The sequence below is a fragment of the Vibrio sp. ED004 genome (assembly GCF_023206395.1).
Lineage (GTDB): Bacteria > Pseudomonadota > Gammaproteobacteria > Enterobacterales > Vibrionaceae > Vibrio.
Genome location: NZ_CP066150.1, coordinates 1,412,452 through 1,438,934 on the forward strand (window position 1 = coordinate 1,412,452; position 26,483 = coordinate 1,438,934).

At 45.2% G+C, this 26,483-nt stretch carries 24 protein-coding genes and 1 pseudogene; 17 read left to right on the forward strand and 8 right to left on the reverse strand.

Translation table 11 applies throughout. From position 1 onward, the window contains the following. Positions 1 to 281: 281 nt before the first annotated feature. The 6 genes from ITG10_RS23685 (at position 282) to ITG10_RS23710 (ending at position 5,823) form a co-directional block, all read left to right on the forward strand. On the forward strand, positions 282 to 668 hold the full coding sequence (locus ITG10_RS23685; protein WP_248386956.1) for a cytochrome c: 387 nt from the start codon (positions 282 to 284) through the stop codon (positions 666 to 668). A 43-nt stretch (positions 669 to 711) separates the two neighbouring features. After that, positions 712 to 2,136: a cytochrome-c oxidase, cbb3-type subunit I gene (ccoN, locus tag ITG10_RS23690; protein ID WP_017632713.1), complete on the forward strand. Its 1,425-nt coding sequence runs from the start codon at positions 712 to 714 to the stop codon at positions 2,134 to 2,136. After that, positions 2,137 to 2,751, forward strand: coding sequence for a cbb3-type cytochrome c oxidase subunit II (locus ITG10_RS23695; RefSeq protein ID WP_017632712.1), 615 nt, complete (start codon positions 2,137 to 2,139; stop codon positions 2,749 to 2,751). Continuing rightward, positions 2,748 to 4,904, forward strand: a complete 2,157-nt coding sequence (locus ITG10_RS23700) for a c-type cytochrome (protein ID WP_017632711.1) — start codon at positions 2,748 to 2,750, stop codon at positions 4,902 to 4,904. The genes ITG10_RS23695 and ITG10_RS23700 overlap by 4 nt, the downstream gene beginning before the upstream one ends. A 224-nt stretch (positions 4,905 to 5,128) precedes the next feature. Then, positions 5,129 to 5,356, forward strand: coding sequence for a PAS factor family protein (locus ITG10_RS23705; RefSeq protein WP_004730426.1), 228 nt, complete (start codon positions 5,129 to 5,131; stop codon positions 5,354 to 5,356). Positions 5,357 to 5,640: 284 nt separating this feature from the next. Continuing rightward, positions 5,641 to 5,823 (forward strand): hypothetical protein, encoded by a 183-nt coding sequence (locus tag ITG10_RS23710; RefSeq protein WP_017632710.1) that lies wholly within the window; start codon positions 5,641 to 5,643, stop codon positions 5,821 to 5,823. 151 nt (positions 5,824 to 5,974) lie between these two features. On the opposite strand, the gene ITG10_RS23715 is transcribed toward ITG10_RS23710, so the two are convergent. From ITG10_RS23715 to ITG10_RS23745, 7 genes and pseudogenes are all read right to left on the reverse strand, one after another. Further along, positions 5,975 to 7,267, reverse strand: a complete 1,293-nt coding sequence (locus tag ITG10_RS23715; RefSeq protein ID WP_248386957.1) for an alpha/beta fold hydrolase — start codon at positions 7,265 to 7,267, stop codon at positions 5,975 to 5,977. 329 nt (positions 7,268 to 7,596) lie between these two features. Next, positions 7,597 to 8,334: a DUF3726 domain-containing protein gene (locus ITG10_RS23720; RefSeq protein WP_017632744.1), complete on the reverse strand. Its 738-nt coding sequence runs from the start codon at positions 8,332 to 8,334 to the stop codon at positions 7,597 to 7,599. Continuing rightward, a pseudogene (locus ITG10_RS23725) lies at positions 8,331 to 10,135 on the reverse strand (hypothetical protein). Before ITG10_RS23725 ends, ITG10_RS23720 begins: the two are co-directional and overlap by 4 nt. A 227-nt stretch (positions 10,136 to 10,362) precedes the next feature. Further along, a complete protein-coding gene (locus ITG10_RS23730; RefSeq protein WP_017632746.1) occupies positions 10,363 to 11,970 on the reverse strand; it encodes a BCCT family transporter in 1,608 nt (535 codons plus the stop codon). A 230-nt stretch (positions 11,971 to 12,200) separates the two neighbouring features. After that, a complete protein-coding gene (locus ITG10_RS23735; RefSeq protein WP_017632748.1) occupies positions 12,201 to 13,196 on the reverse strand; it encodes a membrane dipeptidase in 996 nt (331 codons plus the stop codon). Between the two features lie 209 nt (positions 13,197 to 13,405). Continuing rightward, a complete protein-coding gene (locus ITG10_RS23740; RefSeq protein ID WP_017632749.1) occupies positions 13,406 to 14,866 on the reverse strand; it encodes an aldehyde dehydrogenase family protein in 1,461 nt (486 codons plus the stop codon). 199 nt (positions 14,867 to 15,065) lie between these two features. Beyond that, positions 15,066 to 15,464 carry a RidA family protein gene (locus ITG10_RS23745; protein WP_004741170.1) on the reverse strand — a complete coding sequence of 133 codons (399 nt, stop codon included), beginning with the start codon at positions 15,462 to 15,464 and terminating at the stop codon, positions 15,066 to 15,068. Between the two features lie 157 nt (positions 15,465 to 15,621). Between ITG10_RS23745 and ITG10_RS23750 the strand changes: the two genes are divergently transcribed. The 10 genes from ITG10_RS23750 to ITG10_RS23795 all read left to right on the forward strand — a co-directional run bounded on the left by ITG10_RS23750 (position 15,622) and on the right by ITG10_RS23795 (position 24,211). After that, positions 15,622 to 16,506 carry a LysR family transcriptional regulator gene (locus tag ITG10_RS23750; RefSeq protein ID WP_017632750.1) on the forward strand — a complete coding sequence of 295 codons (885 nt, stop codon included), beginning with the start codon at positions 15,622 to 15,624 and terminating at the stop codon, positions 16,504 to 16,506. Positions 16,507 to 17,312: 806 nt separating this feature from the next. Beyond that, a complete protein-coding gene (locus ITG10_RS23755; RefSeq protein ID WP_017632743.1) occupies positions 17,313 to 17,714 on the forward strand; it encodes a hypothetical protein in 402 nt (133 codons plus the stop codon). Between the two features lies 1 nt (position 17,715). Then, entirely contained in the window at positions 17,716 to 18,486 is a 771-nt protein-coding gene (gene atpB, locus ITG10_RS23760; protein WP_017632742.1) for a F0F1 ATP synthase subunit A, read from the forward strand. A 46-nt stretch (positions 18,487 to 18,532) separates the two neighbouring features. Continuing rightward, positions 18,533 to 18,769 (forward strand): F0F1 ATP synthase subunit C, encoded by a 237-nt coding sequence (gene atpE, locus ITG10_RS23765; RefSeq protein ID WP_004730405.1) that lies wholly within the window; start codon positions 18,533 to 18,535, stop codon positions 18,767 to 18,769. A 55-nt stretch (positions 18,770 to 18,824) separates the two neighbouring features. Next, positions 18,825 to 19,295, forward strand: a complete 471-nt coding sequence (locus tag ITG10_RS23770; RefSeq protein ID WP_017632741.1) for a F0F1 ATP synthase subunit B — start codon at positions 18,825 to 18,827, stop codon at positions 19,293 to 19,295. Positions 19,296 to 19,306: 11 nt separating this feature from the next. Continuing rightward, positions 19,307 to 19,855 (forward strand): F0F1 ATP synthase subunit delta, encoded by a 549-nt coding sequence (locus ITG10_RS23775; RefSeq protein WP_017632740.1) that lies wholly within the window; start codon positions 19,307 to 19,309, stop codon positions 19,853 to 19,855. A gap of 9 nt (positions 19,856 to 19,864) precedes the next feature. Beyond that, positions 19,865 to 21,406, forward strand: coding sequence for a F0F1 ATP synthase subunit alpha (atpA, locus tag ITG10_RS23780; RefSeq protein WP_017632739.1), 1,542 nt, complete (start codon positions 19,865 to 19,867; stop codon positions 21,404 to 21,406). Positions 21,407 to 21,453: 47 nt separating this feature from the next. Next, positions 21,454 to 22,323, forward strand: coding sequence for a F0F1 ATP synthase subunit gamma (gene atpG / locus ITG10_RS23785; RefSeq protein ID WP_017632738.1), 870 nt, complete (start codon positions 21,454 to 21,456; stop codon positions 22,321 to 22,323). 43 nt (positions 22,324 to 22,366) lie between these two features. Then, complete coding sequence (gene atpD / locus ITG10_RS23790; RefSeq protein ID WP_248386958.1) at positions 22,367 to 23,752, forward strand: F0F1 ATP synthase subunit beta; 1,386 nt, start codon at positions 22,367 to 22,369, stop codon at positions 23,750 to 23,752. 15 nt (positions 23,753 to 23,767) lie between these two features. Continuing rightward, positions 23,768 to 24,211 carry a F0F1 ATP synthase subunit epsilon gene (locus ITG10_RS23795; protein ID WP_010429133.1) on the forward strand — a complete coding sequence of 148 codons (444 nt, stop codon included), beginning with the start codon at positions 23,768 to 23,770 and terminating at the stop codon, positions 24,209 to 24,211. A 185-nt stretch (positions 24,212 to 24,396) separates the two neighbouring features. Here ITG10_RS23795 and ITG10_RS23800 read toward each other — a convergent pair whose 3' ends face one another. Continuing rightward, positions 24,397 to 25,359 carry a nitrilase family protein gene (locus ITG10_RS23800; protein WP_017631596.1) on the reverse strand — a complete coding sequence of 321 codons (963 nt, stop codon included), beginning with the start codon at positions 25,357 to 25,359 and terminating at the stop codon, positions 24,397 to 24,399. A 105-nt stretch (positions 25,360 to 25,464) separates the two neighbouring features. Between ITG10_RS23800 and ITG10_RS23805 the strand changes: the two genes are divergently transcribed. Then, the gene (locus ITG10_RS23805; RefSeq protein ID WP_017631597.1) at positions 25,465 to 26,352 is read left to right on the forward strand and encodes a LysR family transcriptional regulator; all 888 of its coding nucleotides are present in this window, start codon (positions 25,465 to 25,467) and stop codon (positions 26,350 to 26,352) included. Positions 26,353 to 26,483: the final 131 nt, after the last annotated feature.

Genomic DNA, 26,483 nt, shown 5'->3' on the forward strand with positions numbered 1-26,483 from the left:
CTGCCCGCCTGAACATTACCTCTCGACCGTCTCGCGATAAAAACATGTATTTTGAACGTTAGAAGTAATCCAATAACCCCCATGAATACGTATCAAACAACAAAATTAACAATAAATATGAGTAAGTAAGTAGCGAGAATGCTGGTTGCTGCATAACCTTTAATCGAACGTAGGCAGCTTTAAGAGACTTAATAACGGGTTCCAGTCGTTTCTACTTCACCAGTTGATCTCGTGCGTTGATCTTAAAAAGCTTACTCATTTCATAATCAAGGGAATCGAGAATGAGTTTGAATATAAAAAAATTTAACCCCATGGCGACACTTTCTACCGTAGTAATGACGTTGGTCATGTTTCCTGTTTCTGCTGAAGTTAACAAAGAGCAATTCGAATTGGGTAAGCAGAAAGCAAAGGTATGTATGACTTGTCATGGCGTTGATGGTATCTCAACACAAGACCCCTACCCGAACCTTCGCGGCCAAAAAGTGGGATACCTGATCTCTTCACTGAAAGATTATCAGACACGCGAAAGAACCAGTGGCTTAGCGATTCTCATGCAGCAACAAGCCGACACGCTTTCAGACCAAGATATCCGTGATATTTCCTATTTCTATTCAATGCTGGGTAATGATTCAAGCTCGCTCGGCGATTCAAACGAAGTCAACGAATAAAATTAAGTCAGCAGTTCAAAACCTCTAGGCAAGGAGCCTTGTTATGGAACAAGTGACAACGCAATACAGCATTAAGGTCGTGAAGTACTTTATCGTCGCATCCTTAGTGTGGGCGATTGTAGGTATGATCATCGGCGTGATTCTCGCCGCGCAATTATATTGGCCAGTATTAAACTTCGATTCCCAATATTTCCAATTTGGTCGACTGCGCCCGCTACATACCTCTGGTGTGATATACGGCTTCGTCGTGAATATTTTAATGGGTACTTCTTTGTACATTGCCCAACGAACGGGCCATTGTGACCTGTTCAACAAAAGCCTTTCATGGATGGTATTTTGGGGCTGGCAACTCATCTTGTTACTTGCAGTCATTTCTCTACCCGCAGGCCACACCACCTCAAAAGAGTATGCAGAGCTTGAATGGCCAATCGACTTAATGATTGTACTGGTTTGGGTGCTTTATGCAGTGTTGTTCTTTGGCACGCTTGCTAAGCGGAAGGTCAGCCATATCTTCGTGGCAAACTGGTTCTTTGCTGCTTTCATCATCGTCGTTGCCATGATTTTCATCGTCAATAACCTCGCGATACCAGTGTTAGCGATGAAGTCTTACTCTGTGTTTGCAGGGGCTCAAGATGCGATTGTTCAATGGTGGTGGGGACACAATGCTGTAGGCTTCTTGCTGACCGCTGGCGTGATTGGTATGAACTACTATTTCATACCCAAAGCGGCAGATCGACCTATCTATTCGTACCGCTTGTCTGTGATCCACTTTTGGGGCTTAGTCGGCTTCTACACTTGGGCCGGAACGCACCATTTGGTTTATTCTTCGGTTCCTATCTGGATTCAAAATATCGGCATCGTAATGTCATTGATCCTTTGGCTCCCTTCTTGGGCCGGTGCGTTCAATAGTGCAATGACCCTCTTACAAAACAAAGAAAAGCTGAAGTCCGACTACATTCTTTTATTCTTTTTCTCAGCAATTCTTTACTACTGCTTGGCGACGTTCGAAGGTCCACTACTCGCTATTCGCTGGTTCAACATGGTGGCACATAACACCGAATGGATCATAGGGCACGTACATTCCGCGGCTCTCGGATGGGTCGGAATGTCAGGGATAGCGGTTTTTTACTATTTCATTCCACGCTTATCGGGCCAAACCGATCTGTGGTCACGAAGACTGATTAAATGGCACTTTTGGCTCGCTCATGCAGGTGTCGCCATTTATGCGATAGCACTTTGGATAGCAGGGATCGGTGAAGGTTATATGTGGCTCGCTCAAAATGAAAATGGCGAACTGATTTACAGTTTTGTAGAAGCTATGGACTTTAAAGCACCTTGGCTATTCATGCGTTTCTTTGGTGGTGCGCTGTTTGTACTTGGATTGTTCTTAATGGCATTCAACTTGTACAAAACGGTTCGTATGCCAGTAGTACACGACGCTAAACACACCGTTAATGAGGGAGCTTAAATGATGAGTAAAGACTTTACACATTCAATCGTCATTTTAATTTTGACCACCGTTGTCGTCGCCTCCTTCTCTTTGTTAGTTTGGGTAGTGCCAAGCATTGTCCGTGGGGATGATATTGCCGAAGGCAGCTTAGCGATGCCGCTCACACCGATTGAGCTAGCAGGGCGAGACATCTACATCAGTGAAGGTTGCCATGTTTGCCACACACAAATGGTTCGCCCTCTAGAGCCAGAAGTGAAACGTAATGGTCGTCCGAATAAAGAAGCGGATGATATCTATGAGTTTCCTAACTTGTGGGGTTCAAAACGTACCGGGCCAGACTTAACCAATTTAGGTAGAAAGTACTCTGACCAATGGCATGTTATCCACCTAATCAACCCTCGACAAGTTGTACCGACATCTATCATGCCCTCTTACCCTTGGCTATTTGAGCAGACTCTGACTGGCGATGATATTAGCGCCAAAATGGAAGTATTACGTACCTTAGGTGTGCCTTATACCGATCAAGAAATTGGTGACGCCCGATTGCAAGTAAGAGGCAAAACCAAAGGTGAAGCGCTGATTCGCTATTTACAAAGCCTGGGTAAAGATACGTCACAGGAGGTATCACAATGAGCACATTCTGGAATCTATGGGCGGTACTCTTAACCTTAATATTCTTTGTTTTGATGGTGTCTGTTGTCGTTAAATACTGGCGTAGCAATCACAAGGCCGATCACGACCACACCATTGGCACCTTTGATGGGATTGAAGAGAAAGATGCGCCTCCACCTAAGCTGTTATTTGTAAGCTATGCGGTCGCATTTCTTTTATCTGCAGGCTATTTGGTGCTCTACCCCGGGCTTGGTGAATGGGAAGGCTTGGTCGATTGGGAGCAGAGCGATGATAAGCTCAGTTCACCATCCACCACTCTCAATGAGCAATTTGCTCAAACCAGTGAAACCACGTTAGAGGGGTTGGCTGCTATTCCTGAGATCGTTAACAGCGGTCAAATCCTTTTCCAAACTCACTGTGCAGCGTGTCACCGAGACAATGCACAAGGCCAGAAGCACTTCCCTAATCTTATCGACCAAGACTGGTTATACGGCGGCAGTGATGAAGCTGTGATCCATTCCATTGCCAAAGGGCGAAACGGTGCGATGCCGGGTTGGAGCGAAATCATGCGTCCGGATGAAGTCGCGAAAGTTTCTTACTATTTAGCGTCTCTTAACCAGCGTCATACCGATGTGCCTGAAGTCAAGGTTGAACTCGGTAAGACCTTATTCGTTAAATATTGTTCGTCTTGTCACGCCGATGGTACGGTCGCCAACACAGCGATCGGAGTACCCGACCTTTCCGATGATACTTGGCTCCATGGAGGGAGTATTGAAGAGATTCAACACACCATCAACTATGGGTTGAACAATCTTATGCCCGCATTTGATAGTCAACTGACCGAAAACGAAATACTCGCACTCGGCGCCTACATTCGATATGCAGGAGAAGTTGAACAGCAAAAACTGGCCAGCCTGAAAGCGGAGTCTGTTGAACGCGGAGAATACTTAGCGCATGCCGGTGACTGTGTGGCTTGTCACAGTGCAGAAGGTGGTGAACCCTTTGCTGGCGGCTTACCGTTCGTGACCCCTTTCGGCACCGTGTATTCAACCAATATTACGCCTCATACTACCGAAGGTATCGGGACCTATGACTTTGATGATTTCAGAGCTGCGCTAGTCGATGGTAAAGGTAAGAACGGTTACTTGTACCCTGCAATGCCCTACACCTCTTATCAATATCTGACTGACCAAGACATGGTCGACTTGTGGGAATACATGCAGTCGATTACTGCAGTCCCTCGTCGTAACGACGACAACAGCATGATGTTCCCATCGAACATTCGTCTAGGGCTGCTTGGTTGGAATGTTGTGTTCATGGACACCGACCCAGTCGATTATCAAGTACCTGAGGAACTCACCGACAAGGTCGATAACGTTGAGAAGTGGCAACAGGGTAAATACTGGGTTGCAGGTCTTGGTCACTGTTCTGAGTGCCACACACCGCGAAATATCGCCCAAGCTCTGATACCAGAACGTATATTCCAAGGTAACTTAATTGATGGTTGGAATGCGCCTGATATCACAGCCAATGAGCTGTATATCGATGGTTGGGATGAGGCAACACTCACCGACTTCTTACACACAGGTCACTCAGACAAAGGCACCGCTTTTGCAGGGATGGCAGACGTAGTGAAAAACAGTCTGAGTTTGATGACCCGCGAAGATATCGAGTCGATGTCCTACTACTTGTTAAGCGGTGATATCAACAACACCATCAGCAGTGACGCTGTGCCGTTGCAGCCTAAAGGGTTTGATGAAGAGTCTTACGCAGCTGAAATCTACACCACTTATCGCCAAACGTGTGGAGCCTGTCATGGAGACGACGGTAAAGGTCGCGACCCTATCGCTCCTACTTTGTTGAATAATGGCATCATCATGCACAGTGACCCATTCAACACCATAGCAGTAACGGTGCGCGGCCTACAACCCACCTATCTAGACAAAGACAGAAACTTCATGCCAATGGCAAGCTTTGAAGATGTCCTATCGGATCAGAGACTGGCTCAGCTGATTACCTTCGTGCGATTGCACCTTGGAGACAGGCAAGAACCAGTAACCGCAGAGCATGTTCGTGAAGTAAGAGAAACACTTGAAGCAGCAGGTTACGCAGGTGGCTTACACACCACACCGGATATGTATGACCGCAGAGATAACACCATCAACATCCGATAATAGACATATCATTTAAACAGTGAATTGCAATAAACCAAAGGAGGCCAATGCGCCTCCTTTCCTTTTTCTACCCTCTTGTACGCAGTGGCGTCATACAACACAATTATAACTAACTGATTACACAATTAAGCAGATCTGCACATAATGCGATCAATCTCGCAGAACAAAGATGACACCAAGTGCATAATGTGCAAAATTTTTTCAAAGATGTACGAAGGACAGATATGGATACAACTACACTCATCTACGATACGTTGGAAGGCCTGTCGAGCGCAAAGCCACAGCAACACGCTCAAATCCGCCAAAATCTATATAACCAATTAGATTTATCATTTGAGAAGCAGTTGGCTTTGTATTCATCAGTTCTTGGCCCAGCAAGTGCTGGTAGATTGACCGATTTAGATAGTGCAGTAATGTCTGCACGCAAGATTGTTGGCCTAGAAAACAGCTAATCAATCTTCAACCTATCTCTACTTTAACGCTGCCATTGTGCAGCGTTTTTTGTTTTCCCACCGCAAGTACTTCCATACATAGACCTAACTCCCAGCTTCTAATTTCTACCTGCTAGCAGCCAAACCGTATTGATAACGGTTCTAGATAAGTCCAATTCGCTCTATTTTTCAAGTTACACGCATTCTCATTTAGTTAATCTTATGTTTCACTTTTAACAGGTGTGCAACCTCAACAATAGCGCTAATGTTAGTAGCACGTTAACCACACATTGGATGGAAGAATCATGAGAGTACTAATTGAATATACACAAACAGGCAAATATCGTGATCATGCGTGGGAAGCACTAACTATTCGTTCGAAAGGCGAAATTCAAGCTGTGACTCCCTCTTATGCGGCTCAACTTATCAAACAGAACCGCGCCAGCTTATCGACCACTGAAAATCAAGATATCGTCATCCAACCATAATGAGTTTAGGAACTATCCCTCCCGGTTCTTAAGCTCTCTGTTTTACTTGCTTTAGTAATCAATACGATACTGAGTAAAAACAGAGTTTGATGACATAAAAAAAACGCTGCACGGATGCAGCGTTTTCTTGTTTCTAACGAGTAACAACCGTTTATTTTGGTAGGTTTTCTATTGCTTCAACCATCTTCATCAATTTATCGACAATTCTTTCGCCGTCTACTCGCAAACCATTGTGTTCATATTCATTGGTAATCCACGCTTTCGAGTTTGGAATATTCGCCAGTGTTTCACGGCTGTAATTCAGCTCAACGTACATATCATCCGCGTATACTGCACACGCCATTGGCACTGTATTCTTACTCAGCTGCTCTGCGTTGTACAAAGTGCCCCAGTCCGATTTTTCTGCCAGCATGTTCGCTGCTTCACGTAGTGGCTTCAGCGTTTCTAGTTGGTCGAACATCCACGGATAAACCATCTCTCCAGTAAACCAGAACTCACTGCCCGATTGGTAGTTGAAGTGCGGGTACTGCTCACGTACTCGATGTGCAGACCAGCTAGACGCTGTGCCTTGGCAGTAAATCGATTCATGCAGAATCGCGTAGATAGGATTCGTTAGGTATCCCTGCTCTTGTTGCATTTGATTTAGGAAGCTGTAGCTCAACTGCTTGTTACCGTTTACTTCAACAAACGCACTCTCTAGTGTGAAGTACATAGGAAGGTTTGCTTCACCGCCACCAAGGTTAATACCAATCAACTGGAACTGTTCAACTGTAAATACTTGACCATTTGGCAGTCTCACATCGTTGTTAAGCAGGTAATCAGAGATCTCACGACACATAGCTTGCGCTTGTGGGAACTGAGCAAAGAAGGCTCTGTTTTTGTCTTCTACACGCTTATAGGTTGCTCGATACACATCATCAGCTTCGCGTTCGATAGAAGGTATACCGCCTGTTACATAGCAGCGCTGTAGGCTTTGTGGGAACAGCGACAAGTAGCTCAAGGTGCAAAAGCCACCAAAGCTCTGGCCAATCGTCGACCATTGCTTAACACCGAACTGCTCACGAATCGCTTCCGCGTCACGAACGATGTTATCAGCTCTGAAATGCGTTAGGTATTCAGCTTGTTGTTCAGGAGATAAATGAGCCAAAGTTTCGTGGCTGATCACCGTGCTGTTGCCGGTACCACGTTGATCAAGAAGCAGAACACGGTAGTTTTGCAATGCACGCTTTAGCCACCCGGATTGACCGCTGACACGTGGAGAAGGAAAACCTGGGCCACCTTGAAAGTAGATCAACCACGGCAGCTCTTGCGCATCTTTAGCGAGATCAACCAGCTCACGTGCGAAGACTTGGATCTGTTGTCCATCTTTTGCTTGGTAATCCAGTGGCAACTCAAAAGAGTGCTGACGATATAGGGTGGTTCCATCAATAAAGTTAGCTTGCACGCTTCATTCCTTTTTTATCTGATTCTAATGTCATCGGTACGAATAAAAATGGCGCCCGTTGACACCTTAGTTAGCAAGATACGCATAGTGGCTTGTAAAAGAAACCGTTTGTTTAACATGATAGTGAAGGTGCTTCATCTAATTGCTTAATTTACCTTCAACGCGTAACAACTTGTGTCAAAACAGAGAGTTTAAGGTGTGACCTATAGAGGGGAAAAATATAAATGGGACACAAATAATAAGAGCTTAACGAGGTGAGGATACGTTAAGCTCTTTGGTTTTATCTGTTATAGAGAGTGCTATCGATGGACTAAGCAATAAGTACTAAGCTAAGAAGTCGTTAGCTCACCAGCACCTTGAATCGAACGTTGGCTGCTTTCGACAAGAATGGCCGTCGCGGTTTCTTTCAATGCGCCCCACTCTGCTTCATCAACTTCAATGCCCTCGTTCCACGCCTTCTCTTGAGTTTTAAAAAGCGCTTCCGATTCAATGTGTGTTTGGTAGCCATCTGACAAACGTTCGATATCGAAATCCTGGACGGAAAGCTCGAGGGTCATATTGTGGATATGATCGTCCGATGCCAGAGGCAAATCTGATAAAAAGAGTTCTGGTGCAACGCAACCGCGGTTAAGCACATACAGGGTGCTCTTAGGGTTGGAGCCGTTGTCCCAACGTGCAGTACACGCGATGCCCTTCGCCGCAAGTTTCACAAGCTCGCTGTACGCTAGCCAGCGGTTATGACAGTTGGTGAGCTCAATTTTCAGTGTCTTCTTGCCAACCATTTTTTCAATCGCGTAATCCATCACCACTGGAAGGTGGCACGCCAAACTTGCCTTATGCAGGTCAACTTCAACCGTGTTATCACTAAGCACTTTAATATCGACTGGGCAATCGTCTTCTAGCCCAATGAAGTTGCTTGCATTGTTAAAATGACGAACACCATCCAAACCCACCATTTGCAAATCTGCCACCATGTTCGCTATCACATCGGCTTCACCACATGTGCGACGCATACCCAGAAAGGCTTTATTGACGGCCGCTACCAGTTCATTGTGAGAAACGATCATAACGATTTACCTCCATGTTGAGCGTTGATATGTGTAGTAGCTTTTTGTGAGTCAGCGATCTCCGCTTCACTTGGTAAGACTGGGAACACCCATTCGTCCTGATGAATTTCATCAAGCAGCGGCGCACCTTGGAAAAACGTCACTCGTACCCAACGGTCTGAGCGAGGATCAAACTTAGTCGCACCAAACATCGCAAGCTTACAGCGCAGTAAATGCATTGGTGGTGAGTCTTGGTGCAGCACATTCATTTGAATATCGCCCATCGCTTTGTTGCCTAGCGTCCATACACGACGAGCTATCGCACGGTATTGAGGTTGTTTAACAAGGAACTCAGCCAATGAAAGCTCTGGCGCAAACTGCAGTAAAGCATGGTACAAACGGTAAGCTTGACGGCCTATATCCAACGGCAGTTCACGTTCTTCACCTAGCTCCTCGCCTCGCACTCCAAGCCTTGGCTCTTCTTTGTCTTGAGAGCGATACCAGAACCAGTAGTTGTTCTCTGCTTTGGTAAAGTCGGTCGTGATCGCCCAACGGTACTTTTCTTCTAATACAACAAGAAGGTCTTGAATCTTTTTACCACTAGGAAGCGACAGTGTTTCGCTGCAATTCATTTGCTCTTGATGGACGTCCACTAATTCTGGGTACAATTCCATCAAGCATGAAATAAGGATTTCTTGGGCTTCCATACTCATGTGCTTAGATTGTTCAACTAACTGCGCCCACGTATCACATTGGCTGACAGACTCTTCTAACGATTGCTCTGCGTGTTTCAACTCATCCACAGCGGCTTTATTCAGCTCTTGCTGGTTTTCATTGATGGTAACGACTTGTTCTAAATGACAAATCGCTTTTTTAACTAATGTACGTAATGGTTCAATCAATGCGGTATCCGTGTGATTAGCTAATACGTCACCTAGTGCATGTTCACGGGTTGTCATCCATTGATCGACAATACTTGGGTGGTTAATCAGATATGGTGCCATACCTAAACCAGTAGCATTACCCACACCTAGGTAGCGTTGTAAGCCTCTGTGTAAGGTAATCGCTTGTTCACCGCCTTGTTGCTCCGCTAGATAGTGAACCCAATCTAGGCTGAACTCACGCAGCATATACACGGCACACATTTGAGCACTGAACGACTGATTAAAATCTGGGTTCTTTTCCAAGATTTTGAAATCAGCAATACCAAACTTACCATTACCATAAACCGCTGTGGTTCGTAGGATGTAGCCAACTTCCGCTAGCTCTTTTGGCGTTGGTTGAACACCTTTAGCCAAGTGACTAACAATATGTTCAAACACACGTACACTTTTGTTGGCACGTGCTAAAACAAGCACATTGTTAGGGTTACGGCCTGCTTCTTGTAGCGGTACATTCGCACGAAGTCTCTCAAGTAGGGTGACATCAACATCACCAAGAACAAGAGCAAACGTTACGTCCCACTTTTCAGCAATTACACGGTCATTTCGTTCATCGTCTGCAATTTCATCGCAGAAAACAACCAAATGATAAACATGATTTGGCGTCTCTAGCTTATAGATAACATGACCAAAACCTTGAGCGTCTAGTTGCCACTCATGCTTAGTCACTTTCCATTGCTGTTGCGCCATTTTACGAATCAGAGTTCTTACGAAGCTGATGCGTGTTTGGTGCATAGCGCCCAGTCTTTCCGGTGCCATGACGACCGTTGCGTCACGTAGTGCTGATTCAGTGTAGGTAGAACGATGTGCATCCATTTTGCTCACCACCTTTGTAGTTATAAGGGTTTTGCTAGCCATTCAGAACCGATCGTTGCCGTCATTTGAAGCATGTATTGCGACAGTAAGTTGGTTAGCTTTCACGTTATTTGGAGTAAGCGAACTCACCCATTATTGTTTGTCCTGACTAGATCGATTGACCTAAATAGTTGCCGTCCGATGTATCTTCATCAGTACGATTTTTGCTCTTCCTTTCGGAGTTTTTGCTTCAGCCTTCTTCCGAAGGCTGGTTTGTTGCTGTTTAAATCAATATCTTTATGGTGCTTTCTCTTTATAAACCTTGCTCTTTCGCCATCTTGATTGCGATTTGAGGCGCATTCCAGAGCGATGGCAGCAAGATTAAGGACACCGGTACCGCCGTGATAACAATGAAGGATTGCAGCGCAGAAATACCGCCAGAACCCAGGGAAATCAGAATTAACGCTGTTACCCCCATCATCACACCCCAGAAGGTACGAATAATTGCATTTGGTTCTGTCTCACCACTGATCACCACACTGATGGTGTAAGTCATTGAGTCACCGGTCGTTACGATGAAGATCGTGGTTAAGATCAAGAACAAAATAGAGATAAGCATCGGCAACGGTAGCTGCTGCGTTACCGCCAGTAGCGCGCCTGGTAAGTTAAAGCCTTCAAACGCTTTACTCACACTGCCTGGATCAGCGATTTCGAACGCAAGGCCAGAGCCACCAACAATCGTAAACCAGAAGCAAGTAACAAACGGTGCAATCAGGCTAATGGTTGATACCAATTGGCGAATACTACGGCCACGTGAGATACGAGCGATGAAGATTGCCATCATAGGGCCGTAACCTAGGAACCAACCCCAGAAGAATACGGTCCACCAGCTCAACCAACCTTCGTCACCACGATAAGTCGCCATTGGGATGAAGTTATCAATCATGCTACCTACACCTTGAATGTAGCCATTGAAGATAAAGTTTGTTGGGCCGAAGATAAGGATGTAGACCATCAATGCCATCGCCAAAATTACGTTGTAACGGCTCAGCATCTGCATTCCGCGGTTAAGACCACTTAATGCCGATAATGTGTATAGAACGATAGCGAACAGGATGATGATCAGCTGCGTCGTGAACCCATCTGGAATATCAAACAGTGCGTTCAGTGCGTAGCTCACTTGCAAGCCTAAAAACCCGATAGGACCAATGGTGCCCGCCGCTACTGCGACAATACAACATGCATCAATCAGTGCGCCTGTGTGACCTTTCAGTGCACGCTCGCCTAACACTGGATAAAGCAGAATACGAGGTTTAAGCGGTAAGCCTTTGTCGTAGTGAAGGTGCATAACCACGATAGACGTTAAGCTACCTACAATGGCCCATGCTAAGAAACCCCAGTGCATGAAGGATTGCGATAACGCATTCACCGCGCCTTGCTGTGCGTTTTCTTGTGCGCCGTACAATGGTGGTGGGCTAACGTAGTGAGCGATAGGCTCTGCTGCTGCCCAAAATACACCGCCACCCGCCAGTAGCGTACAGAAGATGATCGCCATCCAACGGAAGCCGTCCATTTCAGGTTTAGCGATGCCGCCCAGAATAACCTTGCCTGTTCGCCCTGCCGCCAAGCCAAGACCAATAAGAAAAGTCAGAAGAAGAAGCATTTGCCAGTAAGGACCGAATACTTTTACAGACCATGCAAAGCCCGAATTTACTAGGCTTGATAACAGCTCGCCATCAAATAGAGCAAGTGCCACGAACAGAGCGATAAAACCGCCGCTGTACCAAAGTGCTGGGTTGGATAGTCCTAATTTGTCTGACGTAGACTCAGACTCGTTTGTGTTGCTTTTTGCATTAATTGTTGTGTGTGCTTGACCCGCATTTAAGCTAGAAGATTTCACGCTATTGGTTAAATCAGACATACTCTGACTCCAGAGGTTTCTTTGCAGCTGTCATTTGAATGATGACTACAAGGGTGTATTTAACACCTGCCCTATTGTTTTTTGTGTTGGGCAGGCTAATCCATGTTTGGGTTACCGCGTTGCGAAATAGACCGTTGTTCCTTTTGAATAGTGAAATTGGTTTAAGCAGCACTTGCTCATTGAACGTTTGTTACAAGGCTGCTAATTCGATGATGGCTCGCGAGAAACCGTTAACCCTTGCCTTGAGGCTCTAGGCCATCTTTCAAGAAGTTAAACCAGTTTTCTCCCAAGACTTGCCCGGCTTCAGACTCGCTGAAACCATGACGCATCAATCCGTTATATATGTTTTCCATACCCGCACTACCGCAGAACCAAGGCAACGCATCTGGCCAACCTGAGTTGTTCGCAGAGCCTTCGCCGTAGTCCATTGCTTTAGACCAACGACCATTTCTCATCCATTCAAGAACGGCTTGAGGTTGGTTTAAGCATAGGTCACTACCAATACCGAGGTGCTCTACGCCGACCATGTCAGCAGTAGTCGCAACCATCTGGCAGAAGTCTTCCAACGTACATTGGCTGCCGTTTGGTAGGTGGAATGGGTATAAGCTGAATCCGATTAAGCCACCGCGTGCGGTTAGGGCTTTAATGACATCGTTTGATTTATTTCGTAGTGCATCATGAGCAAACGTTGGGTTCGCATGGCTGATACAAATAGGACGAGAAGACAAGTCAATTGCTTCAAGTGTTGAGCGCTCGGCACTGTGAGACATATCGATGATCATACCCACTCGGTTCATCTCTTCGATGGCTTGTTTACCAAAGCGAGTAATACCGGTGTCGTTCTTCTCGTAGCAACCTGTCGCCAATAAGCTCTGGTTGTTGTACGTCAGTTGCATGATCAAAAGACCTTGCTTACGCATCACTTCGATAAGACCAATCTCATCGTCGATTGGAGAACAGTTTTGAGCACCAAGGAAAATACCGACTTTACCGGTCGCTTTTGCAGTCTCAACATCAGCCATTGAGTGAATCGGCATGATAAGGTCTGCGTTCTGCTCGAATCTTAAGTTCCACTCTGCAAAGCGAGATAAGGTTTCACGAGCTGTCTCGTGGTAAACCGCGGTAGCGTGAACTGCTGTAATGCCGCTCGCCTTTAGTGTTTGGAAATATTCTCTGTTCCAATTGCAGTATTGCAATCCATCTATAACAATCCGTTGCTGGTACATAACCACTCCTATTGAAAGCTCAGTGTTCTAGCTCGGTTTTGAAAACACGCTCAAATAACATGTTTTCAAAAATGGGTTAAATCACTTATCTAAGTTCATTTACTGCTTTGGTTTGAATGTTGGCCTGACTCTGTGAATCAGGCCAATTCGATAGCTGGATAGCTAGGGATTAAATTCTCCAACTATCCAATTCTTATACAGAAAGTGGATTAGTAAGGACGCTGGTAAGCCGTCTTAACCACTGTGTAGAACTCTTTCGCGTATTGACCTTGCTCACGAGGACCGAAGCTAGACTCTTTACGACCACCAAACGGTACGTGGTAATCCGTGCCTGCTGTTGGTAGGTTCACCATCACACAACCTGTTTGCGCTTGTTGCTTGAACATCACGCTAGTACGCAGGCTCTGAGTAATGATGCCGCCCGTTAGACCGAAGCGAGTATCGTTAGTTGTCGCAATTGCTTCTTCTAGGTCAGCGACACGAATCACGCTTGCCATTGGTGCAAACACTTCTTCTTGGTTCACTTCCCAATCGTTCTTAGTGTTCAAGAACAATGTTGGAGACATGTAGAAACCTTCGTGCTTCATGCTCAAGCGTTCGCCACCAAATGCCAGCTCACCGCCGCTTTGACGTGCTTTCTCAACCCAACCTAGGTTTGCTTCAAGTTGGTTGCCATCCACAACAGGGCCCATGAACACGCCTTCTTCTAGTGCGTGTCCCACTTTCAGCTCACTCATACGTTTGATTAGTGCTTCAACGTATTGGTCGTGAATGCTATCCATAACCACAAGGCGAGAAGACGCTGTACATTTTTGACCAGCACCCGAGAACGAACCTGCAATCGTTGCGTCAACCGCAGTTTGGATGTCTGCATCGTCAGCAATAACAAGCGCGTTCTTACTGCCCATTTCCAGTTGGCAACGAACGAAGTTTGGCGCTGTAGCAGCCGCAACCTTACGACCCGTATCAACAGAACCGGTAAAGCTCACACCGTTCACTTCTTTAGAGTTGATCAGTGCATCACCTACCGTTGAACCGCTACCTAGTACAAGGTTAAACGTACCTGCAGGGATACCTTGACGGTGGATGATCTCTGTAAGCGCAACCGCACTTGCTGGTGTTAGGTTTGCAGGTTTCCAGATAACGCTGTTACCGAAAGCCAGTGCTGGAGCAATTTTCCAAGCAGCCGTTGCTGTCGGGAAGTTCCAAGGAGAGATGATGCCGATAACGCCTACCGCTTCACGAGTCACTTCAACAGAAACGCCTGGGCGTACTGAATCAGCGTTGTCGCCAATCTGACGAAGCACTTCAGCCGCAAAGTATTGGAAGAACTGACCTGCACGGTAAATCTCACCACGACCTTCAGCAAAAGGCTTACCTTCTTCACGAGAAAGAAGCGTGCCTAGCTCATCGCAACGTGCAATCAGCTCATCACCAATCGCTTGAAGAACCGCTTGCTTGCGTTCAATCGGCGTTTTTTCCCACTCTGGTTGAGCGTGCTTCGCCGCTGAAATCGCTTGTTGAACTTGTTCAGCACTTGCTTGTGCAAAGTTACCGATGTTTTCAGAAATATCTGATGGGTTAATGTTCGCAACGGTGCTTACACCCGCTTGCCATTCGCCGCCAATGTAAAGTGCGTTTTCTGCTTGAACATTCTGTAATTGAGTCATCATTCTGTCCTTGTAACGGTTAGGTTGCGGTTGAGTCTGGCAACCATCTGGTTAATTAATAAACTGTTAATATTCAGGTAATTAATTGCTAAAATAAGTCGTACTTTTTGTATCTAAAGTGAACCCGATCGCTTGTATCAATAAACCGCTTTAATTCAAAAGAGTTTTGATCCGCAAATAGCCTTAGTTCACAGTCGAATTATTCAGGTTGAGACGCCGATGCATAAACCACGAACTCGACCAGCATCTCTTCTCTTGCTAACCCTGCAACAACGACCGCTGCACGGTTTGGATAAGGTGCATTGAAGTATTCTCCGTATACGCTGTTGACCGTTTTTAGGTATTCACGGTCTGTCACGTAAATCAGAACTTGCAGCACAGAATCCATCGATTCGCCTGCACACTCCAACGTATGAACAAGGTTGTTAAAAGTCTGACGCGTTTGCGCTTCGATACCGCCTTCTACTACTGCGCCCGTTTCATCAATTGGAATCTGCGCGGTGTATAGAGTGCCGTTATTTACGATTGCCCACTCTAGTGGTGCTTTTGAAGCAAAAAGAGCGGTTTTTACTGGGTGTTTTTTAGTTTGTGCGTTCACGATTCCATCCAACTTTGTAACAACTATGTTTCAAGATGGTTAAATACTGCACCTTGACGACTGATAAATCTAACGGTAAATTTTGTGCATTTGATAAATAAAACCTATCACCTTTCAAAAAGTAAGGTATAGCAAGGGCTAGAGAAGGATCAGTGCCATGAGTATTAAGCTACAACAGTTAAAACATTTTGTTTTAGTGGTCGAAGAAGGCGGATTTCGAGCAGCATCTCACCGAGCAAATCGCTCGCAAGCGGCACTTTCTACATCGATAAAAGAGTTGGAAAAAATACTCGGCCAACCACTGTTTGAAACAGGCAACAAATCAACACTGACTCCCTTCGGAGAAATATGTCTTCCAAAAATCATTCAGTTCCTTAATGTTTACAAAGCGTTAGACAATGACCTGCGCGCAGCCGCGGCAGGACAACAAGGAAGAGTTCGAATAGCGAGCGTGCCATCGGTCGCGGCAAAATTAATCCCTAGTGTTTTAGGGGCTTTTTGTGAGCAGTACCCGAATGTCGAAGTGAGTTTGATTGATGATAATGCGGCTGGTGTAGAGGCAAGATTACTCTCAGGAGAAGTGGATGTTGCCCTCGGGAATAGCTCCCATTTAGAAGAAGAGAGCATCGATTTCACGCCATTACTCTCCGATCCTATTGGTGTGGTCTGCCTCAGAGACAACCCTATCGCCTCTCAGTTAGAAGGAATCGAATGGCAAACTTTGTTAAAACAACCCTTCATTCGCAACGGAACTTGTACCTTACTTGACCCAACACCTGCACGCATGCTCAGCGAACAAGCGCTCTATTCAGTAGAGAACATCACTTCGTTATTTTCTGTATTAGAACTTGGGATAGGCGTAACCACGCTGCCAAAGCTGGCCTTCCCAACCAATGAGACTCGTTTAGTGTGGATTCCGTTGATTGACCCGCCGTTACAGCGTCAGATCGGTATTTTTAGACTGTCTGATCGTACGATTTCGCCCCAAGCTCAAGCCTTCCACGATTTGTGTATTCAATATCTGAGCTATGAAGAAGAGTAATAGAGTGTGTTCTCTCTCTTATAAAGCTGCTGATAGAGTCGCTAACAGAACCGTTAACAGAAGAGCACATCAAGAAATTCCGCCTCTAATCCCAATAATTTGACCTTATATTCAGAGCTTTTTGCCCTAACCTTCAGATTTTTCCAAGCCCTTCAGCTCTTTACATCCATGTTTAGGGCTGAATTACTCCCATAATATTCATCTTAAGTGCTGATTTATTCGTTCCGTAATGCCTGAAAGACGTCAAAAGTGACATCGTGGCAAACTATTTTTAAAAATAATCACTTTAAGATAGAGAACGCCGTATAGATAAATCACTCAACAAACGAGTGCCTTTATCGACAACTAAAAGTGCCTTTCTCCCCTTGTCGGATAGCGTTAAACAATTAACTTAGAAATGAAGCTAAGTGTTTGAATAGTCTTAATTGATAAGATCGTAACTTGCCAAATTAACCTCTTTATTTTTTATAAAAAACATCTATTTTTACTGAAAATAAAGCATCTAAAATTTTCATGAATAAAGTTATTGAATTATTACTTTCATAAATGAAAAACACATCTTTCAAAAATGGAATTATTGATGTCGATATTTGTCGTTTTGATCACATAATTTTAGGCGTAATTTATATTTTGTCGAAGCGATAACGAATTAGTTTATGTCCGTTTCATTTCGTCAGGGAGATATAAAACCAGCAAGGGTTTTTCTTAAAAGCAAATCAAGTGTTATTAACAAGTGAAATGTAGTAACAAGTTAAATTTAAACTGTGTTTTATATTAACTTACACTGTTTAACATAAGGTTTTATTATGAGGCTTAATGGGATAAGTAGCGACATCCTTGTTGCCGCTAAAAGAGTTGTTCTCTGCCAAATAGTATTAGCCATCGGTGTAGTTTTATATGAAGTGTTTTTTGGTAATAAAGTAGATATGGAATCTTCAGCTTTGGGCATCGGAATTGCGATGTTACCTCCGCTGTTTGGATTTATATATGCAAGCCTAAAGGTGCGTAAGAATCCTAATTATAGTTTACGTGACTTAATGCAAATGAGTCGTGTCGTGAAAATAACTTATACGTTCTTAATGTTTATATTGGCATTCCAGTTTTTCAAATTGGATAACCCAGTAATATTATACGCGTACATTTTCACAATGATTGGGTACTTCTTAACACCATTTATTACTGCCTCTAATAGATCGGAGTACGCGTAGTATGGATCAAGTAACTACCGCTCACGAATACATAGAGCATCACTTAACCTTCTTAACTACTGGTGATGGTTTCTGGGCGTTCAACATTGACTCGATGTTGGTATCTTGGATTACAGGTTTACTGTTCATTGGGGCGTTTCGATATGTCGTGACCAAAGGTACCAGCGGTGTTCCAGGTCGTTTTCAATGTTTTATCGAACTCATCTTTGATTTTGTTAACAACCTAGTCAAAGAGATTTTTCAAGCGGAAGATAAATTAATAGGGCCACTGGCATTAACCACTTTTGTTTGGGTGTTGTTAATGAACGCGGTTGATTTATTACCTATTGATTTAATACCAGGGTTAACTCGAGTAATCGGCCTTGAACACTTTAGAGACTTACCGACAGCGGATGTAAATATCCCAATGTCGATGGCACTCGGTGTGTTTATTTTACTGTTAACCTATACGTTAAAAAATAAAGGTTTGAAAGGCTTTATCAAAGAGCTTACTACTCAGCCATTTGATAACCCTCTTTTATATCCTGTTAACTTTGTTCTTGAATTAATCACATTAATTTCAAAACCAATATCACTAGGCTTACGATTATTCGGAAACATGTATGCAGGCGAGATGATATTCATCCTAATTGCATTAATGCCATGGTGGATGCAATGGGCACTAAGTGTTCCATGGGCATTATTCCACATATTAATCGTATTCTTACAAGCATTTATATTTATGGTACTGACCGTTGTTTATTTAGCAATGGCAACAGAAGAACACCATTAATTAATAACTAAAAAATTAACTAACAAATTATTTATCGGAGATACAAATGGATATCGTAAGCGCAGTTTTATATGTAGCAGGTGCATTACTGATCGGTTTAGGTGCAGCGGGTGCGGCATCTGGTATTGGTAACTTAGCAGGTAAATACCTTGAAGGTGTTGCACGTCAACCGGATCTTACTCCAATGCTTCGTACTCAATTCTTCATCATGATGGGCCTTGTGGATGCTGTACCGATGATCGGTGTTGGTATCGGTCTATACATCATCTTTGCCGTGGCTTAATTAAATAGCTTTGAAAAGATCGATTTGTAAATAATCAAGATTTAGCGAGGAAGGTATGAACTTAAATGCAAGCATGTTTGGACAAGCAATATCATTCGTGATTTTTGTTTGGCTGTGCATGAAATATGTATGGCCCCCTCTCACCGCGATGTTAGACGAGCGCCAAAAAGAAATCGCTGACGGTTTACGCCACTCAGAGAATGCTGCGAAAGAGCTAGAACTAGCGAAATCGAATGGCGCACAACTCGTCGAAGATGCAAAAAGAAACGTGACTGAACTGATTGAACAAGGCAAAAAGCGCCGCAACGAAATCATCAGCTTAGCTCACGAAGAAGCCGAGCAAGAGAAGGCACGCATCTTAGAACAAGGTAGAGCTGAACTCGAAGGCGAACGTCAAAAGTTACGCCGTGAGCTTCAGGCGGACATGGCAGACGCTGTTATTCAAAGTGCACAAAAACTGATTAGCAAAAACCTAGATTCTGAAACGAACCGAGCGTTAGTTGATCAATTGATTAGCGAACTCTAAACGGAGGCAATATGTCAGATTACACCAATATTGCTCATCCCTACGCCAAGGCATCGTTCGACTTTGCTTTAGGTGAAAACAAGTTGCAAGAGTGGCACTCAATGCTGTCGATTCTTGTGACGGTAGCGGAAGAAGAAACGATCGCTAAGCAGATCTCTTCAGCAGAAGGCTCTCGCACTGACTCTGAAGAACTGGCCAATCTCTTCATTCATATTTGCCAAGGACTCGTTGATGACCATGTCATTAATCTTGTTCGAGTCTTGGCTGAGAATGGCCGTCTTGCAGTGATAAGAGACCTGTTTAACTTGTTCAGCGATCTAAAGGACGAACATGAACGTGTAATTCCTGTCACTGTCACCAGTTCAGAATTGCTTACACAAGATCAGGTTATCTCCCTAACGGCTGCACTTGAGAAGAAATTAGAGCGTCAAGTTGAAATGGAACAGGTTATTGATGACACGCTGGTTGGCGGGATTGTTATCAAAGCGGGTGAAACCGTTATCGATGGTTCTTTAAATACATCAATTAACCGATTAGCTAATCAGCTTCACGCGAGATAGGTAACAATTATGCAATTAAATTCTAATGAAATCAGCGATCTAATAAAAAATCGCATCGCGAAGTTTAATGTGAGCACCGAAGCTCGCAATGAAGGCACCATCGTATCGGTTCGTGACGGTATCATCACCATTAATGGCCTAGCAGATGTAATGCAAGGTGAGATGATTGAGCTACCGGGTGCCAAGTATGCACTCGCACTTAACCTAGATACTCACTCAGTCGGCGCCGTTGTTATGGGCCCCTACACTGACCTATCTGAAGGTATGAAAGTAAAAGGTACGGGGCGTATCTTGGAAGTACCAGTAGGTAATGGGCTCCTTGGTCGTGTCGTGAACACACTAGGCGAACCCATCGATGGTAAAGGCCCAGTAAGCTGTGACCGTCTTGACCCAGTAGAAGTGATTGCCCCAGGCGTAATTGAACGTAAGTCTGTAGACCAGCCTATTCAGACTGGCTACAAAGCGGTAGATACCATGGTGCCTATCGGTCGTGGTCAACGTGAACTGATCATTGGTGACCGTCAGACAGGTAAAACGGCATTAGCAATCGACGCCATCATCAACCAAAAAGATTCTGGCATTAAATGTGTTTATGTTGCGATTGGCCAAAAAGCGTCAACGATCGCTAACGTGGTTCGTAAACTCGAAGACCACGATGCACTTAAAAACACCATTGTTGTTGTGGCGTCAGCTTCAGAGTCTGCCGCGCTTCAATATCTAGCCCCTTATGCGGGTTGCACAATGGGTGAATACTTCCGTGACCGCGGTGAAGATGCACTGATCATCTACGATGACCTATCAAAACAAGCGGTTGCTTACCGTCAAATCTCATTGCTACTGAAACGCCCACCGGGTCGTGAAGCCTTCCCTGGCGACGTATTTTACCTTCACTCACGCCTTTTAGAACGTGCAGCACGAGTGAACGCAGAGTATGTAGAGAAGTTCACTAACGGTGAAGTGAAAGGCCAAACAGGCTCACTAACCGCGCTGCCTATCATTGAAACACAAGCGGGTGACGTGTCTGCGTTTGTACCAACCAATGTAATCTCAATCACCGACGGTCAGGTTTTCCTTCAAACCCAACTATTCAACTCAGGCTTACGTCCTGCTGTTGACCCAGGTATCTCGGTATCTCGTGTGGGTGGTGCAGCACAGTGCAAAATCATCAAGAAATTGTCGGGCGGTATCCGTACGTCATTGGCTCAATACCGTGAGCTAGCTGCGTTCGCTCAGTTCTCTTCTGACCTAGATGAGATGACACGTAAACAGCTTGACCATGGTGAACGTGTAACCGAGCTGATGAAGCAAAAACAATACTCTCCAATGTCTGTCGCTGAGCAAGCAACGGTTATCTACGCAGCAGAAAAAGGCTATTTGGCTGACGTAGAGTTGCACAAAGTGGCGCGCTTCGAAGAAGAGTTAATTGCTTACGCACAAGCTCAGAACCCAGAGTTGTTCGACACCATCAATGCGAACGGTGACTACAACGATGAGATCGACCGTGCACTTGCAAAACTGCTTGGTGACTTTGTAGCGTTGAAAGCTTGGTAAACGCTCCGGTTTGTTGGCTGGAAATCAAAACAAATTAGGAGCAGATAATGGCAAATACTAAAGAAATTCGCACCAAGATAGGCAGTGTTAGTAACACTCAGAAAATCACCAGTGCAATGGAGATGGTTGCGGCAAGTAAGATGCGTAAGGTTCAGGACAACATGACGTTAACGCGTCCCTATGCCGAGAACATGCGCAAAGTTATCTCTCACGTCGCATCGGGGTCATTGGAATACCAGCACCCCTATCTTCAACAGCGTGAACCAAAACGCGTTGCTTACATCATTATTTCGTCTGACAGAGGCTTATGTGGTGGCTTGAACTCAAACCTGTTCAAGAAAGTGTTGGAAGAGATGGAGCAATGGCAGGCCAAGGGTGTAGAGGTAGAAACCACTCTAATCGGTTCGAAAGCCATCTCGTTTTTCCAACGCAGCGGCAATGTTATCGCGCAAACGTCAGGCCTTGGTGACGCGCCTAAATTGGAAGACATCTTAGGCACAGTGAATGCGATGCTGGAGCATTACGACGAAGAAAAGATCGACAGTTTATTTCTCGTTTACAACCAGTTCGTGAACACCATGGTTCAAGCACCCACGGCTTTGCAGTTGCTCCCCCACCCTTCTGACACAGAGGCTGATGGTGAGGCAAGGAAAGCGCGTCGTTGGGATTACATCTATGAACAAGCGCCAAGAGACATCCTCTCTGAGCTGTTACATCGATACATTGAATCGCAAGTGTACCAAGGCATCGTAGAGAGCATTGCCTGTGAGCAAGCAGCCCGAATGGTAGCCATGAAAGCGGCGACCGACAACGCAGGCCAACTCATTGATGATTTGCAATTGGTGTACAACAAAGCGAGACAGGCTGCCATTACCCAAGAACTGAGTGAAATAGTCTCAGGCGCTCAAGCTGTCTAAGGGCAGCAAAGAGTGGGTCAGAACAGAATTTGAGGATTTAGAGATGAGTGTTGGAAAAATAGTAAAAGTAATCGGCGCGGTAGTTGACGTCGAATTCAGCGGCGGCAACAGCCCTCGCGTTTATGATGCATTGAAAGTCACCAGCGACGAAGCAAGCTCGCTAGTATTGGAAGTTCAGCAACAACTTGGCGGCAACATCGTGCGCTGTATTGCAATGGGTACATCTGATGGCTTGCGCCGTGGTCTAACCGTTGAAAATACAGGCTCTCCAATCACAGTCCCTGTGGGCGAAGAAACACTAGGCCGTATCATGAACGTGCTTGGTCAACCTATCGATGAGTGCGGTGAGATCGGCCAGAAAGAGAGTTACGAAATTCACCGTGAAGCGCCCTCTTATGAAGAGCAAGCCAACAGCACAGAGCTTCTAGAGACAGGTGTTAAGGTTATCGACCTTATTTGTCCATTCGCTAAGGGTGGTAAAATCGGTCTATTCGGTGGTGCGGGTGTAGGTAAAACCGTCAACATGATGGAGCTTATCAACAACATCGCTAAAGTTCACTCAGGTCTTTCTGTATTTACCGGTGTTGGTGAACGTACTCGTGAAGGTAACGATTTTTACTACGAGATGAAAGAAGCTGGCGTACTAGACAAAGTTGCCATGGTTTACGGCCAAATGAACGAGCCACCAGGAAACCGTCTACGTGTTGCACTGACTGGCCTTACTATGGCTGAACGCTTCCGTGATGAAGGTCGTGACGTATTGTTGTTCATTGATAACATCTACCGTTACACACTTGCGGGAACAGAGGTATCTGCACTGTTAGGTCGTATGCCTTCAGCAGTAGGTTACCAACCAACACTTGCCGAAGAGATGGGTGTTCTGCAAGAACGTATCACATCAACCCGACAAGGTTCTATCACGTCTATCCAAGCGGTATATGTACCTGCGGATGACTTGACGGATCCATCGCCAGCAACAACCTTTGCTCACTTAGATGCAACCGTTGTACTGTCTCGTAACATCGCTGCATTGGGTCTATACCCTGCGATTGACCCATTGGATTCGACCTCTCGTCAACTGGATCCTCTCGTGGTTGGTCAAGAACACTACGACATTGCACAAACGGTTCAAACCACGCTGCAACGTTATAAAGAGCTTAAAGACATCATCGCGATTCTTGGTATGGATGAACTTTCAACGGAAGATAAGCAGATCGTATCTCGCGCTCGTAAGATTGAACGTTTCTTAACTCAGCCTTACCACGTAGCAGAAGTATTTACTGGTCAGAAAGGTGTATTTGTACCGCTAAGTGAAACACTGAGAGGCTTTAAAGGCCTGCTAGGCGGCGAATACGACGATATTCCAGAACAAGCATTCTTGTACTGTGGTTCTATCGACGAAGTGCTTAACAAAGCAAAATCACTCTAAAAAGGTAGGTGCATCATGGCTATTGGAGTTACAGGCAATACATTTCAACTTAATATCGTAAGTGCGGAAGGTACACTGTTTTCAGGGCCGGCACATGCCCTAGCTATTTCTGGAGCAGACGGTGAACTGGGGATTCGCCCAGGCCACTCCCCTCTTCTGAGTAAGATAAAACCGGGCGTGTCTGTGTTCGTTACCGACCTTAAAGCCGAGGAGCAAGTACTGTACATCTCTGGTGGTATGGTCGAAGTGCAACCAGATGTGGTAACCGTGTTAGCCGATACGGCCTTGCATGGTAAAGACATTGACCGTGCTCGCGCGGAAGAAGCGAAATACGCAGCCCTAGAGAACATCAACAAAGGCAATGTCGACATCAACTTTGCACAAGCTCAACTGGAGCTGGCGAAAGCTGTCGCTCAGCTTCGTGCATCAGAACTGACGTCTTCTCGCACTCGTCACTGAGAGTAGAGCTTAGATGCTGGTGCTAGATGCTTAGTGCTTAGTGCTTAGTGCTTAGTGTGTAAATAGTCTACCCACTTAAAAACAGTTTAAGTGGGTAGACTACATCAATAACCCTCACTTCTCTTTCAACTTCCCCATCCTTTTGACCGTTTCCAATACATCCTTTTTCAGCAGCGCTTACAACATTATTTCTCTGCAAAACGCGCTTGGTGTGGGTCCAGTTCATGACCTAACGGCTGCGTCAGCGAATGATATAACTCCGGCTTACGACCGCGAATCCAACGCCTTCCGGTACACATCTCCAACTCTTCGGCTTTTAGCTCTGCAATTACAATGTCGTTATCAACGCTGTCCGTCTCTGTGATGATTTCACCATAAGGGCTTAAGATCATCGCATTGCCAGTTCTGACTTCGTCCATATCAACGCCGACGCCGTTGCTGAACATCACAAACATACCGTTGTCGTGCGCTCTTGCGGGCAACCAACGCATTAGCCACTCGCGGCCGTTCTTGCCCTGCATTTCAGCGCGAATCGCTTCCGGGTTTTCATCTCGGTTAAACCATAACTCTGGGTCGATTCGTTTCATGGCATTTGGGCTACGTGAATGGCAACCGCCCGTTTGATGTGGCGCAATCAGTATATCGGCACCTTTCAACGCAGTGATTCGTACGTTCTCAACCAAGTTGTTATCCCAGCAAATCAAGATACCGATTTTACAGCCATGAGGTGTATCGAATACCGTGAATTGGTCGCCACTGCTCATGTATGGGCTAACGAAGGTGTGCAGTTTACGGTGCTTCTGTAACTCACCATTGGGCATGGCAAATACATAGGTGTTGTATAGCTCGCCATCCGTCCCCTGCTCTATCAAACCAGCACCAACACTCATTCCAAATTGTGTTGCTAGCGAAACAAGCTTTTGAGTCGACTCGCCATTCGGGACTGGTTCTGCGAGAGCTTCTATCTCGCCTCGTGATAATTCAGACACATGCCAATACCCTGTGATGCACATCTCTGGGAAGCTAATGATCTCCACACAGCTCTCCGCAGCTTGTTGAACATATTGTTCTATCACCGACAAGTTATACACCTTATCGCCTGCACGGTGGTTAAACTGAACCGACGCTACTTTGATGTCTCTTTTCATTATTCGTCCTCAAATTCCGCTGTACTGATTTTGTATGAACTCAGTATAAAAAATCGAATCAATTCCATATAATGAAAGGTATTCACAGTTCAATGAGCATTTGGAATGGAATTTGATTTACTGAAGGCATTTTGTCAGTTGGCTAAATCGGGCAACTACCGTTTGGCATCAGGGCAGCTCTGCATTACTCAGTCGGCCCTCACCAAAAAGATTCAACGACTCGAATCGAATATAGGAGCGAATCTGTTTTCTCGCGGCAGGAACGGCGCAGAGCTGACACATGCAGGCAAGACCTTGTTAGTAGAAGCCCAGCGTTTAGTTCATTCAATGCAAGCGTTTGAACAGCTTTCAGGCTCCGTAGTGAATGGAACTCAAGGGCACTTGAACATCGGCTTTGGTGTGTCTACATACCATGAAGCGCCCAAGTTGATTGCGGCTTATAAACAACAGCACCCAGATGTTCACATCACCTTAAATGACACCCCCTCCAAGCAGCAAAAAGATGATCTGTTGAGCCACGAACTCGATATCAGCTTCAATCGAATCCCCGACTCTTCCGATTTAGAAAGTCTAACCCTATTCAATGATTCGCTTGTGATTGCTGTACACAAAGACCTTCTCAAGCAAACGCCAAATAAAGGCCAGCTTCTGTCGGAATTACCCAAATGGCCTTATCTAAAGTTGGCTCAGCACCGTGGACCCGGACTAGACAAGCAGATCCAACAATATTGCCTCGCCAATAATATCGACCTATCCAAGACACAAGAAGCCGACGACATTCTTACCCTGCTGGCGTTAGTGTCAGCCAATATCGGCTTCACCATAGTACCAAGCAGCGCACAGTACATTAGCAACACCAAGGTTGAGTTCATTGCGTTACAAGGTAAACACGCCACTTGGCCTGTCGGATTAATATGGAATGGAGAGAGTGAAAACCCACTCAGGGATAGATTTGTAGAGTTTGTGGCGAAGCAGATAGGAAGCAGCTTGTAAGTCAGCGATAGCTTTTAGTGCTTAGGTAAGTGGCAGTGTAATGGCAAACATGGTGACAAGTGCAATATAAAGCGCACTGCACTTTATATTGCATACACGGCATGAAAAGTGGCTTCTTCAGCTCACGATAA

Bases quoted from the DNA above. Each gene is read 5' to 3' on its own strand.
- ITG10_RS23735 (WP_017632748.1), bottom strand. From the start codon at position 13,196: ATGTACCAGCAACGGATTGTTATAGATGGATTGCAATACTGCAATTGG.
- ITG10_RS23750 (WP_017632750.1), top strand. From the start codon at position 15,622: ATGAGTATTAAGCTACAACAGTTAAAACATTTTGTTTTAGTGGTCGAA.
- atpG (WP_017632738.1), top strand. From the start codon at position 21,454: ATGGCAAATACTAAAGAAATTCGCACCAAGATAGGCAGTGTTAGTAAC.
- ITG10_RS23705 (WP_004730426.1), top strand. From the start codon at position 5,129: ATGGATACAACTACACTCATCTACGATACGTTGGAAGGCCTGTCGAGC.
- ccoN (WP_017632713.1), top strand. From the start codon at position 712: ATGGAACAAGTGACAACGCAATACAGCATTAAGGTCGTGAAGTACTTT.
- ITG10_RS23770 (WP_017632741.1), top strand. From the start codon at position 18,825: ATGAACTTAAATGCAAGCATGTTTGGACAAGCAATATCATTCGTGATT.
- ITG10_RS23755 (WP_017632743.1), top strand. From the start codon at position 17,313: ATGAGGCTTAATGGGATAAGTAGCGACATCCTTGTTGCCGCTAAAAGA.
- ITG10_RS23740 (WP_017632749.1), bottom strand. From the start codon at position 14,866: ATGACTCAATTACAGAATGTTCAAGCAGAAAACGCACTTTACATTGGC.
- ITG10_RS23685 (WP_248386956.1), top strand. From the start codon at position 282: ATGAGTTTGAATATAAAAAAATTTAACCCCATGGCGACACTTTCTACC.
- atpE (WP_004730405.1), top strand. From the start codon at position 18,533: ATGGATATCGTAAGCGCAGTTTTATATGTAGCAGGTGCATTACTGATC.
- ITG10_RS23800 (WP_017631596.1), bottom strand. From the start codon at position 25,359: ATGAAAAGAGACATCAAAGTAGCGTCGGTTCAGTTTAACCACCGTGCA.
- ITG10_RS23795 (WP_010429133.1), top strand. From the start codon at position 23,768: ATGGCTATTGGAGTTACAGGCAATACATTTCAACTTAATATCGTAAGT.
- ITG10_RS23700 (WP_017632711.1), top strand. From the start codon at position 2,748: ATGAGCACATTCTGGAATCTATGGGCGGTACTCTTAACCTTAATATTC.
- atpD (WP_248386958.1), top strand. From the start codon at position 22,367: ATGAGTGTTGGAAAAATAGTAAAAGTAATCGGCGCGGTAGTTGACGTC.
- ITG10_RS23805 (WP_017631597.1), top strand. From the start codon at position 25,465: ATGGAATTTGATTTACTGAAGGCATTTTGTCAGTTGGCTAAATCGGGC.
- ITG10_RS23695 (WP_017632712.1), top strand. From the start codon at position 2,137: ATGATGAGTAAAGACTTTACACATTCAATCGTCATTTTAATTTTGACC.
- atpB (WP_017632742.1), top strand. From the start codon at position 17,716: ATGGATCAAGTAACTACCGCTCACGAATACATAGAGCATCACTTAACC.
- ITG10_RS23720 (WP_017632744.1), bottom strand. From the start codon at position 8,334: ATGATCGTTTCTCACAATGAACTGGTAGCGGCCGTCAATAAAGCCTTT.
- ITG10_RS23775 (WP_017632740.1), top strand. From the start codon at position 19,307: ATGTCAGATTACACCAATATTGCTCATCCCTACGCCAAGGCATCGTTC.
- atpA (WP_017632739.1), top strand. From the start codon at position 19,865: ATGCAATTAAATTCTAATGAAATCAGCGATCTAATAAAAAATCGCATC.
- ITG10_RS23730 (WP_017632746.1), bottom strand. From the start codon at position 11,970: ATGTCTGATTTAACCAATAGCGTGAAATCTTCTAGCTTAAATGCGGGT.
- ITG10_RS23710 (WP_017632710.1), top strand. From the start codon at position 5,641: ATGAGAGTACTAATTGAATATACACAAACAGGCAAATATCGTGATCAT.